16 protein-coding genes are annotated in these 14818 nt (G+C 70.2%); 9 read left to right on the top strand and 7 right to left on the bottom strand.

The features are described 5' to 3' along the window. Nucleotides 1-5 precede the first annotated feature (5 nt). From ACWD1U_RS19630 to ACWD1U_RS19615, 4 genes are read left to right on the top strand one after another with little or no spacing between them, the layout of a single operon-like run. Nucleotides 6-743 carry a response regulator transcription factor gene (locus ACWD1U_RS19630; RefSeq protein ID WP_451109060.1) on the top strand — a complete coding sequence of 246 codons (738 nt, stop codon included), beginning with the start codon at nucleotides 6-8 and terminating at the stop codon, nucleotides 741-743. After that, entirely contained in the window at nucleotides 740-2212 is a 1473-nt protein-coding gene (locus ACWD1U_RS19625; protein WP_451109059.1) for a sensor histidine kinase, read from the top strand. The genes ACWD1U_RS19630 and ACWD1U_RS19625 overlap by 4 nt, the downstream gene beginning before the upstream one ends. 59 nt (nucleotides 2213-2271) lie before the next feature. Continuing rightward, a complete protein-coding gene (locus tag ACWD1U_RS19620; RefSeq protein WP_451109057.1) occupies nucleotides 2272-2604 on the top strand; it encodes an ArsR/SmtB family transcription factor in 333 nt (110 codons plus the stop codon). A 34-nt stretch (nucleotides 2605-2638) separates the two neighbouring features. Continuing rightward, nucleotides 2639-3319 carry an NAD(P)H-dependent oxidoreductase gene (locus tag ACWD1U_RS19615; RefSeq protein WP_451109055.1) on the top strand — a complete coding sequence of 227 codons (681 nt, stop codon included), beginning with the start codon at nucleotides 2639-2641 and terminating at the stop codon, nucleotides 3317-3319. Nucleotides 3320-3346: 27 nt separating this feature from the next. Here ACWD1U_RS19615 and ACWD1U_RS19610 read toward each other — a convergent pair whose 3' ends face one another. Further along, nucleotides 3347-3544, bottom strand: a complete 198-nt coding sequence (locus ACWD1U_RS19610; RefSeq protein ID WP_451109054.1) for a DUF397 domain-containing protein — start codon at nucleotides 3542-3544, stop codon at nucleotides 3347-3349. Then, nucleotides 3541-4374 (bottom strand): helix-turn-helix domain-containing protein, encoded by an 834-nt coding sequence (locus tag ACWD1U_RS19605; protein ID WP_451109414.1) that lies wholly within the window; start codon nucleotides 4372-4374, stop codon nucleotides 3541-3543. The genes ACWD1U_RS19610 and ACWD1U_RS19605 overlap by 4 nt, the downstream gene beginning before the upstream one ends. A gap of 138 nt (nucleotides 4375-4512) precedes the next feature. On the opposite strand from ACWD1U_RS19605, the gene ACWD1U_RS19600 reads away from it, so the two are divergent. The 3 genes from ACWD1U_RS19600 (at nucleotide 4513) to ACWD1U_RS19590 (ending at nucleotide 7132) form a co-directional block, all read left to right on the top strand. Next, nucleotides 4513-4710: a hypothetical protein gene (locus ACWD1U_RS19600; protein WP_451109052.1), complete on the top strand. Its 198-nt coding sequence runs from the start codon at nucleotides 4513-4515 to the stop codon at nucleotides 4708-4710. Beyond that, nucleotides 4707-4988 (top strand): hypothetical protein, encoded by a 282-nt coding sequence (locus tag ACWD1U_RS19595; protein WP_451109050.1) that lies wholly within the window; start codon nucleotides 4707-4709, stop codon nucleotides 4986-4988. Before ACWD1U_RS19600 ends, ACWD1U_RS19595 begins: the two co-directional genes overlap by 4 nt. Nucleotides 4989-5068: 80 nt before the next feature. Further along, entirely contained in the window at nucleotides 5069-7132 is a 2064-nt protein-coding gene (locus tag ACWD1U_RS19590; protein ID WP_451109049.1) for a pectinesterase family protein, read from the top strand. 75 nt (nucleotides 7133-7207) lie between these two features. On the opposite strand, the gene ACWD1U_RS19585 is transcribed toward ACWD1U_RS19590, so the two are convergent. The 3 genes from ACWD1U_RS19585 to ACWD1U_RS19575 form a co-directional block, all read right to left on the bottom strand. Next, a complete protein-coding gene (locus tag ACWD1U_RS19585; RefSeq protein ID WP_451109047.1) occupies nucleotides 7208-8230 on the bottom strand; it encodes a glycoside hydrolase family 5 protein in 1023 nt (340 codons plus the stop codon). A gap of 152 nt (nucleotides 8231-8382) precedes the next feature. Beyond that, entirely contained in the window at nucleotides 8383-9618 is a 1236-nt protein-coding gene (locus tag ACWD1U_RS19580) for an LmeA family phospholipid-binding protein (RefSeq protein WP_451109045.1), read from the bottom strand. Between the two features lie 58 nt (nucleotides 9619-9676). Then, nucleotides 9677-11491: a bifunctional metallophosphatase/5'-nucleotidase gene (locus ACWD1U_RS19575; RefSeq protein WP_451109043.1), complete on the bottom strand. Its 1815-nt coding sequence runs from the start codon at nucleotides 11489-11491 to the stop codon at nucleotides 9677-9679. Nucleotides 11492-11636: 145 nt separating this feature from the next. Between ACWD1U_RS19575 and mshD the strand changes: the two genes are divergently transcribed. After that, a complete protein-coding gene (gene mshD / locus ACWD1U_RS19570) occupies nucleotides 11637-12563 on the top strand; it encodes a mycothiol synthase (protein ID WP_451109042.1) in 927 nt (308 codons plus the stop codon). Nucleotides 12564-12605: 42 nt separating this feature from the next. After that, on the top strand, nucleotides 12606-13118 hold the full coding sequence (locus ACWD1U_RS19565) for an N-acetyltransferase family protein (protein WP_451109041.1): 513 nt from the start codon (nucleotides 12606-12608) through the stop codon (nucleotides 13116-13118). On the opposite strand, the gene ACWD1U_RS19560 is transcribed toward ACWD1U_RS19565, so the two are convergent. After that, nucleotides 13090-14052: a LysR family transcriptional regulator gene (locus ACWD1U_RS19560; protein WP_451109040.1), complete on the bottom strand. Its 963-nt coding sequence runs from the start codon at nucleotides 14050-14052 to the stop codon at nucleotides 13090-13092. The two genes, ACWD1U_RS19565 and ACWD1U_RS19560, sit on opposite strands and share 29 nt — an antisense overlap. Before the next feature lie 120 nt (nucleotides 14053-14172). Further along, nucleotides 14173-14808 carry an ABC transporter gene (locus tag ACWD1U_RS19555; protein ID WP_451109039.1) on the bottom strand — a complete coding sequence of 212 codons (636 nt, stop codon included), beginning with the start codon at nucleotides 14806-14808 and terminating at the stop codon, nucleotides 14173-14175. Between the last annotated feature and the right edge of the window lie 10 nt (nucleotides 14809-14818).

The following is a 14818-nucleotide window of genomic DNA, read 5'->3' as shown; positions in this document are numbered from 1 at the left end:
TGCCCATGAGCCCCGCAGACGGCGACCGTGACCCCCAGCGCATCCTCATCGTCGACGACGAGCCGGCGGTGCGCGAAGCACTCCAGCGCAGCCTCGCCTTCGAGGGGTACGGGACGGCGGTCGCGGTCGACGGCTCGGACGCCCTGGAGAAGGCGGCGGCGTACCGGCCCGACCTGGTCGTCCTCGACATCCAGATGCCGCGCATGGACGGCCTGACGGCGGCGCGCCGCATCCGCGCCACGGGCGACACGACACCGATCCTCATGCTCACCGCCCGCGACACGGTCGGCGACCGGGTGACCGGTCTCGACGCGGGCGCCGACGACTACCTGGTCAAGCCCTTCGAACTCGACGAGCTCTTCGCCCGCATCCGCGCGTTGCTGCGCCGCAGCTCCTACGCGGCGGCCGTGGGCGCGGGCACACCGGAGGACGAGGACGCCCTGACCTTCGCCGATCTGCGCATGGACCTCGCCACGCGCGAGGTCACCCGGGGCGCCCGCCAAGTGGAGCTGACCCGGACGGAGTTCACGCTGCTTGAGATGTTCATGGCGCACCCGCGCCAGGTCCTCACGCGGGAGCAGATCCTGAAGGCGGTCTGGGGCTTCGACTTCGAGCCGTCGTCGAACTCCCTCGACGTGTACGTCATGTACCTGCGCCGCAAGACCGAGGCGGGCGGGGAGTCGCGCCTCGTCCACACGGTGCGCGGTGTGGGCTACGTGTTGCGGCAGGGCGGCGCCGAGTGAACAAAGCCGTACGACGGTACCGCTCCCTGCCGATCCGCTCACGCCTGGCGCTGCTGGTGGCGGCGGCGGTGGCGTTCGCGGTGGCGGCGGTGTCGGTGACCTGCTGGTTCATCGTGCAGGGGAAGTTGTACGACCAGGTGGACGGTGATCTGAAGTCGTCGTACCGGACCCTGCAGGCGGACGACTTCGAGGCCCTGACGAAGTCGTGTCCCCAGAAGCCGTCGAGCACGCTCGGCGGGGCTCCGCGTCCGCAGACCTACGCACAGGTGGTCAGGACCGACGGCCGGGTCTGCCTGTTCAGCAACCTCATGCCCCAGGTGAAGGTCACCAGCGGTGACAAGGCCGTGGCCAAAAACCCCGATCCCACCGTCGACAGGCTGCGCAACGGCACGGACAGCGACGGCAACTCGGTGCGGGTGCTGACCACGGCGGTCGTCGTGAAGAACGGCCCGTTCGAGCAGGGCGTGGCCGCCGACTACGCGCTCGTCATCGCCGTCCCGCTCAAGGGCACGGAGTCCACGCTCAACGAACTGGCGCTGATCCTGCTGCTGGTGTCGGGCGTCGGAGTGGTGGGCGCCGGGGCGGCCGGCCTCGCGGTTGCCCGGGCGGGCCTGCGCCCGGTGGACAAACTCACCGAAGCCGTCGAGCACGTGGCCCGCACCGAGGACCTGGACGTCCGCATTCCGGTCGACGACGCCAGCGAGGACGAGGTGGCCCGGCTGTCCCGGTCCTTCAACTCGATGACCTCGGCCCTGGCCAGCTCCCGCGAACTCCAGCAACAGCTCATCGCGGACGCCGGCCACGAACTCCGCACGCCGCTGACGTCACTGCGCACGAACATCGAACTCCTCACCCGCAGCGAGGAAACGGGCCGTCCCCTCCCCAAGGCGGACCGCAAGGCGCTGCTCGCATCGGTGAAGGCGCAGATGACGGAACTGGCCGCACTCATCGGCGACCTGCAGGAACTGTCCCGGCCCGACACGGACCAGCACGCGGGCCGTACGCAGATCGTGGCCTGGCAGGACACGGTGGAATCGGCGCTGCGGAGAGCACGGCTGCGCGGCCCCGAGCTGACGATCACGGCGGACATCCAGCCCTGGTTCGTCCGCGCGGAACCCTCCGCCCTGGAGCGGGCGGTGGTCAATATCCTCGACAACGCGGTGAAGTTCAGCCCGGAGAGCGGCACGATCGACGTGCGCCTGGCTGAGGGCGTCCTCACGGTCCGCGACCACGGCCCGGGCATCCCCGCCGAGGAACTCCCCCACGTCTTCGACCGCTTCTGGCGCTCGCCGAGCGCACGGGCGTTGCCGGGCTCGGGGCTCGGCCTGTCGATCGTGGCGAGGACGGTGCAGCAGGCGGGCGGCGAGGTGTCACTGTCCCGGGCGGAAGGCGGCGGCACGGTGGCGACGGTACGACTGCCGGGGGCGGCGGTACCACCGCCGGACAGCCTCACCTTCGCCGACGCATAGCGCGCATCCGATATCGATATATCGTGGTGTGTCGCACTGACGGGCGAGGAGGGTGACGCATGGCCGCGAGGGCGGAACTGGATTCGGGCGATCTGATCGAGGTGTTCAAGGCCCTCGGCAACCCTGCCCGCCTGCAGATCATGCAGTGGCTGAAGGATCCCGACGCGCACTTCGGTGAGTACGAGCCGATCGCGGACCGTCGAGCGGTCGGCGTGTGCGTCACGCACATCCAGGCGAAGGCGGGACTCGCCCAGTCGACGGTCTCCAGCTACATGAGCACGCTCGAACGGGCGGGACTCGTGCGTCCCACCCGGGTGGGCAAGTGGACCCACTACCGGCGCGACGAAGAGCGGCTGGCACGGCTGGCACGGGCGATCGGCACCGCCCTCTGATTGACGAATCGCGATACGTCGATATGATCCCTTCATGTCGACCTTCACTGCTGCGCCCACAGCCCTGATCGTTCACGCTCACCCCGAGCCCCACTCGTTCAGCACCGCCCAGATGGCCGCGGCGGCTCAGTCCCTGGGCGAGGCCGGGTACCGGGTCGACGTCCTGGACCTCTACGCCGACGACTGGGCGCCAGTGCTCGCCCGGGAGGAGTTCGCACCGATGGAGGGGGCGTTCAAGCCACAGGCCGAGCAGCTGCGCGCGGTCGAGGAGGGGACGCTCGACGCGGCCGTGAGGGCCCATCTCGACCGGCTGCTCGCCGCTGATCTGCTCGTGCTGTCGTTCCCGATGTGGTGGTTCTCGCTGCCGGCCGTCCTCAAGGGATGGGTGGACAGGGTCTTCGTGATGGGCGGGGTTTTCGGCGGCAGCCACGGGCTCTTCGGCGACGCGGCGCTCGCCGGGAAGCGCGCGATGCTGCTGTTCACGACCGGCGGGCCCAGCGAGTCGTTCCGACCCGGTGGCGCCTTCGGGCCGATGGACGACTTCCTGTTCCACATCCACCGGGGAATGCTGGAGTTCGTCGGCTTCCAGGTCCTGGAGCCCGTGATCACGTACGGCCCCGCCCGTATGACCGACCAGGAACGAGCCGCGGCGCTGGATGCGGTCAGGGGGTCCGTCGCGCGCGTCGCGGCCGATGCCGGAACCACCGTGGACTGACGCCGACGCCGGCTGGGACGAGCGCCATCACCCCTTGACGCCGGCCAAGAACAACGCCCAGGGGGTCGCGCCGAACACGAGCACGGGGCCGTCTGGCTGCTTGCTGTCGCGGACGGGGACTATGCCGGGGCAGTTGTCGGCGACTTCGAGGCAGTTCGAGGCGCCTCCGTCGCTGTAGGAAGACTTGCGCCACGCCGCGGTGGTGAGGTCAGGGGTTCGGTTCATGGTCTGCACTCCTCCAAAAGGCGTTTGATGAACGCCGTCGACTCCGCCGGGCTCAGCGCCGCATCCCTGACGAGATCGTAGGACAAGCGGTAGGACAGGACCCTGTCCGGATCGTCGATCAACTGCCCGATCCCGTTGCCTTCAACGTAGGCAACAGGATCCCCGAGGCGCTGCCACAAGAGGATGAGGTCGCTGTTCATCAGATCGTGCACACCGGCCGTGTAAGGCAGCACCTGGATTGCGACATTCGGCAGCTCGGCAGCGTCCACCAGGTGTGACAACTGATCGGCCCAGACCTTCGGGTTGGGAACCGGTCGCCGTACCGCTCCCTCGTCCAGAATCACGCGCACGCTCGGCACCGATTGGCGATGGAGCAACTCCTGCCGCCCCATCCGCGCGGCCACCTGTTCCTCGATCTCCTCACTGTTGCCTGCTGTTGTCTGCGCGCCAGACAACCCTGACAACACCGCTCGGGCGTAGTCCTCGGTCTGCAAGAGACCCGGCACGCGCAGCTGGAACATCCACATGATCTGCGCCGTCGCCTCAAGGTCCATGAACGCCTTGTACTTGTCCTTGATGACTTCGCGGCGCGCGTCCCGCCACTCACGAACCAGCAGGTCACCGGACCTGTAGTAGCTGTCCAGGTCCTCCATGACCGCCCGCTTGGAGAGCCGCTCCCCCTTCTCCAGGCGGCTCAAGTAGCTCTTGTCGTACCCCGTGTCCTCGGCCAACTGCCCGAGTGACTTGCCAGCCTGCTCGCGCAGGAACCTCAGTGTCCGGCCGAGCGCAGCCCGCCCCGATTCCCGCTCCCGGTCAACCACTTCGCCCACGTCACCCCTCACCGTTGCCTGGAGCGCCAGGCAACACCTGGCCCCTTCCGCAGCGTACGCGCGGCCAGTGACGATGAAGGCACGAACGGTAATCGACACTCGTCAACCCTGCCTCCTGCCCTGAGAAGGGACACTTCCGTGCGCCTGCGTATCCCTGAACTCTGCGAGTCGGTCCTGCTCCTCCTCGTGCGGATCCTGCTGCCCGTCCGAGGACGTCACCGGGCCACCCCGGCCCGACCCTCGCCGGCGCTCCCCCACTCCCTCGATGAGGAGCCCTTGGTGATGGACACCCCGCTCGTACGGCCGTACCTGAACACCGTGGAGGTGTTCGCGTGAGGCTGCTCCCCTGGACCGGCGCCGACGGCAAACCCTGCTACCTCAGCACCGACGACCCGGACAGCCTGCTCTCGCGGCTCGCCGACGACATCGAGGCCGCTCAACTCACCTCCGCCGAACAGGTCCTCGCAGGCGCCGAGGCCGTACTCCGCGACCCCAAGGCCGGTGAAAGCGCCGTGCGCTTCGCGTTGGTCAGGGCCTTGGAATCGCTGGGAGACGTGCTGCGGGTCGCGGTCAGTCGCGGGGAGCGCATCGATCCCAAGTCCTGCACCGAGTAGAGCTCATACACCGGCAACCTTTTCGCGCCGAGCGGCAACCCACCCCCGGACCATCCCCCCGCATGGAACGGATTCGCCGCATGAGTGAGCTGCTGCCCAGCAAGCCCCGACACCGCAGAAGCCGAAAAGCCCTGGCCACCGGCATCCCCCTCGCCCTGACCGCCGCCGGCACCCTCGCCTACGGCGCCGACCTCGGCGTCCTCGGCTCCACCGCCCAGCAGGCCTCCGCCGCAGTCCCGGCCTGGGCTTCCGCCACCGCCGACGGTTTCGCCTCCGTCAACTCGCTGGGGCAGAACGGGACGTACGGCGGACGCGGCGGGCAGATCGTCACCGTGAAGACGCAGGCCGAGCTGGAGAAGTACGCCACCGCGACCCAGCCGTACGTCATCGTCGTCGCCGGGGCGATCAACATGAACCCGGTCGGGAAAGAGATCAAGGTCCGGTCCGACAAGACCATCGTGGGGGCCGGGACCTCCGGCCATATCGTCGGCGGTGGGTTCTACCTCGGTTCCGGGGTGCACAACGTGATCATCCGGAATCTGACCATCCGGGACTCGTACCAGGGCATCTGGAACGACAAGGATCACGACTTCGACGCCATTCAAATGGACGGCGCCCACCACGTGTGGATCGATCACAACGATCTGCGGCACATGGCCGACGGGCTCATCGACGTCCGCAAGGACAGCACGAACGTCACCGTCTCGTGGAACAAGCTGAGCGACAACAACAAGACCTTCGGCATCGGCTGGACCGAGAACGTCAAGACGGACATCACGATCCACCACAACTGGATCCGCGAGACCGAGCAGCGCAACCCGTCCACCGACAACGCCGCCCACGCGCACCTCTACAACAACTTCCTCGAGGACGCCCCCGGCACCGCCATCAAGTCGTCGTACGGGAACTACTCGCGCGGCGCCACGAAGATGGTTCTCGAGAACTCGTACTTCAAGGGCATCAACAACCCCGTCATCAAGGACAGCGGCGCCGCCGTCGTGCAGCGCGGCAACTCCTTCTCGGGTACCAGCGGACGGAACGAGAGCGGCGGGAGCGCCTTCGATCCGAAGGCCTACTACCCGTACACCCTCGACAAGGCCGCCGACCTGCCGTCGGTCCTGAAGTCCGGGGCGGGTCCCCGCGGTTCCATCGGGACCACGGCCGCCGCCTCCACCAAGGCAGCGGCCGCCACCACCCTCACCGTCGCCAAGGACGGCAGCGGGCAGTACAGGACCGTGCAGGCCGCCGTGAACGCCGTACCGGCGAACAATCCCTCGCGGGTCGTGATCGCCGTCAAGCCGGGGACGTACCGGGAACTGGTGAAGGTGCCGGCCAACAAGCCGCACGTCACCATCCGGGGCACCGGCAGCAGCCGCAAGGACACGACGATCGTCTACAACAACGCGTCCGGTACGCCGAAGCCCGGCGGCGGTACGTACGGCACGGGCGGCAGCGCCACCGTCGCCGTCGAGGCCGACGACTTCCAGGCCCGCAACCTGACCATCTCCAACGACTTCGACGAGGCGAAGAACCAGCACATCAGCGGGCAGCAGGCCGTCGCGCTGCGTACCGCCGCCGACAAGGTGTTCCTGGACGGGATCATCGTCAGCGGGGACCAGGACACTCTGCTCCTCGACACCGCGTCGAAGGACCGGCTGGGCCGGGTCTACGTCAGCAACTCCTATGTCATCGGCAACGTCGACTTCATCTTCGGCCGGGCCACGGCCGTCGTCGACAAGTCCGTCATCACGCTGAAGAAGCGCTGGAACGGCACCTCGGCCGGCTACATCACCGCCCCGAGCACCGCCGCGAACCGCAGGGGCATCCTGATCGCCAACTCCACGGTGAACGGGGACGTCTCCGCCGGGAGCTTCTACCTCGGCCGGCCCTGGCACGCGGGCGGGGACGCCTCGCTCGATCCGCAGGCCACGGTCCGCAACACGAACCTGAGCAACGCGATCAAGTCGACCCCGTGGACCGACATGAGCGGCTTCTCGTGGAAGGACGACCGGTTCGCCGAGTACGGCAACTACGGCGCGGGCGCGGGCCCGGCGAGCACCAACCGGCCGCACCTGAGCGACGCGCAGGCCGCGAACCAGGAGGTCGCGGACTGGCTCGCGGGATGGACGCCCACGGCGTCCTGACGGCTCCCTTCCGGGTCCGGCTGACAAGCGGCGCCGGACCCGGAAGGGTCACCATGGTGTTCCCCGCAGGGACGTCTACTGCTTCCAGGCCCAGTGCAGGCGGTCCAGGCCGCTCTGGTTGTTGACCTTCAGGCTGAGGTTCGTGCCCGTGCCCTGGAGGGTGGTCAGGGAGTAGGTGTCACCGTTGCGCAGCCCGGGCCAGTAGACCGAGCCGAGGCCCAGTTCGCGGATGGTGTCGGTGGCGGCCTGGATGTACGCGACCTCGTTGGAGCCGTTGACCGGGCCGTTGTAGTCCAGGCCGGTGGTCATCGAGGCGCCGAACTCGTCGAGGATCGTCCGGGAGGCGCAGTCGCCGATGCGCGCCTTGAAGTCCTGCTTCCACTGGTCGACGCTGGTCCAGTCGGTGTGCCAGAAGCCGTAGTTGTGCAGGGCCAGGCGCGTGCCCTTCAGGCGCGGGTCGGCGCAGACCGGCTTGACGTCCTCGCTGTACTTGTAGCCACCGATCAGGATGCGGTCGCGGGGCACGTTGCCGTGGGTGCTCACCCACTTCGCGGCGATGTCGGTCCACTCCTGGGCGGTGTAGCCGAACGGCTCGTTCATCGGCTCGAAGTACACCTTGGAGTTGCGGGCGTAGGCGGAGGTGATCCGCGCCCACATCCGGTCCCAGGACGCCTGGTTGTCGATCTTGCCGTCCTTGGCGTTGTCGGCCTCCCAGTAGCCCAGGATGACCTTGAAGCCCTTGGCGGTGGCGGCGTCGATCGCGCCCCGGTACGACTTCCAGAACGGGCCGTTCACGGAGGTCGGGTTGACCGGGAGGCGGACCGTGTTGGCGCCCAGTTCGGAGAACCCGCTGATGATCGCCTTGGACTTGGCGTAGGTGGTGGCGTAGCCGTCGGAGGTGGACAGGCCCGAGGGCACGACCGCGTCGTCGGCGTAGTTGTCGCGCGGGTCGGCCCAGTTGACCCCCTTGAAGTCGCTGACGGGCGGCGGAGCGGTGGAGGAGGCGGCTGCGGGGGAGGCGAGGGCCCCGCCGAATGCCGTGACGCAGGCAAGCAGCGCCCCCAGGCCGGCTGTCCCCCGATGAGTCTTTCGTGACACGACGTCCCCTTCTGAGCAGATGCGTTCGCGAGAACTCGCGTGCCAAGCGGCGGCGGCTCGTTGGCTCCCGCAAACTAGAAGAAGGCTCGAACAGAGGTCAACACATCTGATCACCAAATTTCATCAAGAACGCAGACCGCGGACCCATCGGGCTACGAACCCAGGTTCAGCCCCGACCCCGACACCCGCACCCGGATGCCGTCCTCCTCCACGCGCACATCCCTCAGCCGCACATCTCCCTGTTCCGGCTCCGGCAGTTCGAACGCCAGGGAGAGCCGATCGGCCATGACCGGGCGGGTCAGGCCGGACAACTCGTCGAGAAGGCCGGGGTCGAGGCCGAGGCGGCGGAGCACGCCGGGGTTGTCCAGAGCCAGGTCGATGAGGTTGAGGCGCTGGGCCTGGCGGGCGAAGCGCGGGGAGCCGGTCAGTTCGGTGAGCTTGCCGTCGTCGGCCAGGGCCTCGCGCACGGTCGTCTCGGGCACGCCCATCCGCCGCACGATGGCCGGGACCGACAGCAGCGCCTTGGCCTTGCGGGTCTCCCGGGCGAGGTCGGCGGCTGCCTTGGGCGTCAGATGCAGGCCCTCCGCGGCGCGGGTGCCGGGGCGGTAGGTGGCCAGGTCGCCGATGTCCAGGCGCATGTTGCCGATCTCGGTGGCGATGCCCCGCTCGCCCTGCCGCTGGATGCGGGCCTCGGCGCGCAGCCGCAGGTCGTGCCCGGCGACCGGCAGGGTGCCGTCGGCCCGGACCCGGTCGCGGCCCTCGCCGGTGAAGGTCACCTGGGAGGCGCCGAGTTCGCGGTTGAGGTCGGCGAAGGAGAGCTGGACCTCCCCCTCGAAGCGGGGGACGTGGGCGCCGCGCACGGACGTGAGGCCGTCGGCGTCCAGCCGGATGTCGTGGGCCGTGGCCGACACCTTCGCCAGCGAGACGCGGTCGGCGGCGACATCGGGGACGGTCACCTTCACCGAGTCCAGCCGCTTGTCGGCGAGCTGGGTGAGGAAGGGGAAGCCGCCGATCTCCACCTCGGGCGCGGCGGCCAGGTCGAGGCGGTCCTTGAGGGTGTCCGCGGCCCGGTGCTCGGCGTACAGCACGGCCCAGCGGTCGCCGAGGGCGGCGAAAGCGGTGAGGACGACCAGTCCCACCACCGCCTTCATCGCGAACGGCAGTCCGGCGAAACGATTCCTCTTGCGCCGGCCGCCACGGCGGTGGTCGGGCGGCGACCACGCGGGCTCCTGCTCGTCCCGCTGTCCGGCATCCGCGCCGAGGAAGTCCTCCAGAGGGGTCGCCTCCAGAGGGCCGTCGTCGAGTGCGCCGAGTTCCTCGTAGGGGTTGCGGGGCTGCTCGGAGCGGTCGTGGGGATGATGCGTGTCCATGCGGTGGGGGGTGCGCATCGTCTCATCCGACCATGCGCACCGCCCCACCCGGCAACTCGAACCCCGGGTATGCGATTTACTTCACGACGGTGATGCGGTCCGCCTTCGGCGGCGCCAGCGGGGCGGACGCCGAGGAGTTGGCCGTCAGGTACTGCTCCAGCGCGGTCAGGTCGTCGGCGCCGACGACGTCGTTCGTGCCCTGGCCGAGCGTGGGGAAGCCGTCGCCGCCGCCCGCGAGGAAGCTGTTCGTCGCGACGCGGTAGGTGGCCGCCGGGTCGATGGCCGCGCCGTTCAGCTTGATCGAGTCCGTGACCACGCGGTCGGCACCGGACTTCGTGAGGTCCAGCGTGTAGGTGAGGCCGGACGACACCTGGAGGACCTTCGGCGCCGCCGCGTTCGGGCCGGTCACCTGCTCCTTGAGCACCTGGATCAGCTGGGCGCCCGTGAAGTCCTGGAGGTTCACGGTGTTGGCGAACGGCTGGACCGTGAAGCCCTCGGCGTAGGTCACCACGCCGTCGCCCTCGGTCCCCTTGGCCGCGTAGGCGAGGCCCGGGCCCCGGATTCCGCCCGGGTTCATCAGCGCGAGGTCCGTCTCCGGGTCGAGCCCCTTGCCGTACGCGAGTTGCGCGTCGGCGATGAGGTCGCCCATCGGGGACTCGGTGCCGGTGCTGGATATGTCGGCGGAGATGTATCCGATCGGGCGGTTGCCGATGGGCGCCGCGAGGTCGTTCCACTTGACGATCAGATCGGTCATGTCGCTCGCCGGGCGGACGGTCCGGGTGACCACGTGGTTCGCGGACGCCACGGCCGTACGGGCGATGTCACCCGTCCAACGGTCGTACGTCAGCGTGGTGTCCGTGTACAGCCGGCCGAAGGACGCGGCCGAGGTGACCGTACGCGGGTTGCCCGCCGGGTCGTTGATGGTGCACGCGTACGCGGCGTGGGTGTGGCCGGTGACCAGCGCGTCCACCTGCGGGGTGATGTTCTTGGCGATGTCGACGATCGGGCCGGAGATGCCGTCGCCGGCGCCCGGGGCGTCACAGTCGTAGTTGTACGACGTCGACGCCGGGAAGCCGCCCTCGTGGATGAGCGCGACGATCGACTTCACGCCCTGCCGCTGGAGCACCTTGGCGTACTTGTTGATCGTCTCGACCTCGTCCTTGAAGGAGAGGCCCTTGACGCCCTCGGCGGAGACGACGCCCGGGGTGTCCTCCAGGGTCACGCCGATGAAGCCGACCTTGACGTCCTTCTTCTTCCACACCCAGTAGGGCTTGAGGATCGGCTTCTTCGTCTTCTCGTCGAGGACGTTGGCGGCCAGGTAGGGGAAGTCGGCGCCCTGGAACTCTTGGTCCGTGTAGCAGCCGTCCTTGGGGTGGCAGCCGCCGTTCTGGAGGCGGGCCAGCTCCTCGGCGCCCTCGTCGAACTCGTGGTTGCCGACGGACGTGACGTCGAGGTCGAGCTTGTTCAGCGCCTCGATGGTCGGCTCGTCGTGGAAGAGGCCGGAGATCAGCGGGGATGCGCCGACCATGTCGCCGCCGGCCGCCGTGATGGAGTACTTCTCGCCCTCGCGGGCCTGACGCAGATGGGTGGCGAGGTACTCGACACCGCCCGCTTCGATGGGCTCCGTCGTGCCGTCGGTGACCCGGCCGGAGGAGCCGGTGGGCGGCTCCAGGTTGCCGTGCAGGTCGTTGAAGGACAGCAACTGGACGTCCTGGTAGCGGCCCGGCCAGTGGCCGCCCCCGCCGTGGTTCTCGCCGGCCGACGCCGACCCGGGCACCGTCGCCGCGGCCAGCGCGCCGACGGTGGCGACACCGGCGGCGAGAGCGACGAGACGGTTCCTGCGACGTCTGCGGCGCTCCTGGTGCGCCGGTGCCGGTGAAGTGGCTGGCATACGCCCCCCAATGGTTCTGCTGGGACAGTGATGTCGTCCGGCGCAGCCTAGAGTCAACGCGCGTAGCGCGACAGGTGTTTCGTGGTTACAGCCTGGTTGCTTCTTTGCCGCCGTTTTGCCGGTGGTGCCCCGTACCCTCGTACGCATGACCAGCGACGACACCGTACCGCCCGGCCGCCCCCGCTCGATCGAGACCCTTGCCGCGCTCTCCGCCGAGCAGACCGAGGCCGTGTTCGGACTGCTCGACGAGGCCGCCCGGACCGACGGACAGCAGGCGGTCTCCGAACAGGGCCGGTTGCAGTTGCGCGGCGGGGAGCGCGAGGGCGTGTCCCATCTGCTGCTCACCGTCGGCGGGGAACTTGTCGGTTATGCCCAGTTGGAGGACACCGACCCGGTGGAGCCGCCGGCCGCCGAGCTGGTCGTGCATCCCGGGCACCGGGGGCGCGGGCACGGGCGGGCGCTCGGCTCGGCGCTGCTGGCGGCCTCCGGCAAGCGGCTGCGGGTGTGGGCGCACGGCGGGCACACCGCCGCCCGGCACCTCGCGCAGGTCCTGGGCCTGGCGCTGTTCCGCGAACTGCGCCAGATGCGGCGGCCGTTGACCGGCTTCGACGCGCCCGAGCCGGTGCTGCCCGAGGGTGTCACCGTCCGCACCTTCGTGCCCGGCCAGGACGACGCGGCCTGGCTCGCCGTGAACGCCGCCGCGTTCGCCCACCACCCCGAGCAGGGCTCCTTCACCCAGCGCGACCTCGACGACCGCAAGGCCGAGCCGTGGTTCGACCCCGCGGGCTTCTTCCTCGCCTTCCGCGGCGACGAACTCGTCGGCTTCCACTGGACCAAGGTGCACGCCGAGGAGGGCCTCGGCGAGGTGTACGTCCTCGGCGTCAGCCCCGGCGCGCAGGGCGGCGGCCTCGGCAAGGCCCTCACCACCATCGGGCTGCGGCATCTGGCGGGGCAGGGGCTGCCGACCGCGATGCTGTACGTCGACGCCGACAACAAGGCGGCGGTGACGGTGTACGAACGGCTGGGGTTCGTCACGCACGAGGTGGACCTGATGTACCGGACGGAGACCTGACCGGCCCGCTCACCGGCAGGACGGGTGTGTGAGGATCCCCGGGTGAACGATCTGCGCCTCCGCTTGGCCACCGAAGCCGATCTGGCCGCCCTGGTCCGCCTCCGCGACGACGCGGCCCGCTGGATGCTGGCCCGCGGTGTCACCGGGCAGTGGCGGCCGGGCGAGCTGGACGAGGACCACTTCCGCCGCGTCATGGCGGACGGCGAGGTCTGGCTGGCGGAGGCCGGTGGCCGTCCCACCGGTGCCTGGGAGCTGTGGTGGGAGGACGAGGACGCCTGGGGTCCGCAGCCGCCCGTGGCGGGATACGTGCACCGGCTGATGGTGGACCGGGGCGTCGCCGCGCCCGGGACGGGGCGGCTGCTGCTGGGGGCGGCGGAACGCCGGGTGGCCGAGGTGGGGCGGACGACGGTGCGCCTGGACTGCCTGGCCGGCAACGCGCAGCTCAACGCCTACTACCAGGGCGCCGGTTACCGCGTCGTGGGACTCAAGGAGGGCAAGCCGCAGCCGGGCGGTGCGCCCAGGTCCTTCACCCTGCTGGAGAAGCGGATCGGGTAGGCGACGGACGCGCCCAGGCCGGCCGCCAGGTCTCGCCCTCCGGCGGGCGCGGGCGGGTCGCCACCAGGTAGTCCCGGAGAGCGGTCAGGCCGGGATGCGGGTTGTCCGCGCGCCAGAGCAGGGAGTGCGGGTAGACCGGGGTCGGCTCCCGCAGCGGGACGAGCCGCAGATCGTGGCCGACCGGCCAGACGTGCGGGGTGCGTTCACTGAGGAACGTCGCCACGGTCGGGGAGCCGGCGATGGTGTCGAGCAGCGCTTCGAGGCCGAAGTTGGGCCCGATGGTGTCGATGGTCGGCCCGAAAGCGGCGGCGAGTGCCTCGTAGTAGGCGTGCCACTCGGTCCCGGGCACGTTGCCCGGCATCCAGATCCGGTGGCCGGCCAGCTCCGCGGGCGTCACCCAGGCGGCCCGGGCGAACGCGTGGCCGGGGCCGACGCACAGGTGCAGCGGCTCGTCCAGGACCGGGACGGCGGCGATGCCGTCGGGGAGCCGGTGCCCGGGCATGGTGACGGCACGGAACGTGGCGTCGACGGCCCCGTCCCGCACGGCCGCCATCGCCGTGTCCGCGTCGAACAGGGTGACGACGTCCAGCGCGATCTCCGGATGCGCCCGGTGGAAGTCCTGTACCAGTCCCCCGGTCGCGGCCCGGCGGCCCACGACGTCCACACGCAGCGCGCGGTCCCCCGGACGCACCGCGGCGACGGCCCGCTCCTCCGCCTGGAGCAGGACCCGGGCGTGCGGCAGGAGGGCCTGCCCGTCGATGGTGAGCTCCGCCCCGCGCGGTGTACGGACCAGCAGCCGCACCCCGAGGTCCTTCTCCAGCGCGGCGATCCGCTTGGACACGGCCTGCTGGGTGAGAGCCAGGTCGACGGCGGCCTTCTGGAACTGCCCGGCGTCGGCGATGGCGACGAAGGCCCGTACGGCTTTGAGATCCACGGCCAGAGCCTAGCCTCACAACGTGTGGTTGTGCCGTGGGAGACGGCGGTTGCTCGAGGCCCTGGATACAGCCGAGCCCGTCAGCCGCCGCGCCGGTCAGCACAACCACCGGGCGTGGCGCTAGTGCCCGGCCCGTCTCAGGCCCCGGCGTCGCAGCGGCTCCACCGCGCACGCCGCCCCCGTCAGCACGGCCGCAGCCGGCACCACGGCCCACCGGTCGTGTGCCGCCGCCCACCGTTCGTCCTCCACGGGCACGAACAGAGCCCAGCGGCCGGGCCAGAACAGCATGGTCAGGACCGCCGTGGTCAACAGGGCGGCCGCCACCGGCAGTCCGGGCCGGGTGACCTCGGTGAACCGGACCGCGGCCGCCGCGCCGGCCACCGCCAGGACGAAGGCGGCTGCGGCCTCCAGCGTGAGGTCGGCGACCGGGGGCCGTGCCTCCGGCGGGACGAGCAGCAGCGCTGCCGTCCACCAGGCCGCCGCGGCCGGAACGGCCAGGGCCACCACCCGCAGGGCGATGCGGAGCGGGCGCGGGGTCGGCACGGCGGCGGTGGTGTGGCGGGCCGGGTCGTCCAGGAGGAAGACCAGTCCGAGCGCGAAGGCCAGGACGGCGGCCCGCAGCAGGGAGAGCCGTTCCGCCGCCTCGCCGGTCCGGGTCAGCGCGGCCGGCAGCAGTCCCGCTCCCCCGGCCGCACCGAGCACGCCCCAGGGGACGGTCCGGTGGACCCGGAGCAGCAGATCCCGGTTCAGAGGCACTCGTCGTTCC

The sequence above is a fragment of the Streptomyces sp. NPDC002788 genome (assembly GCF_053592115.1).
This window is presented reverse-complemented; position numbering and strand designations above follow the sequence as displayed.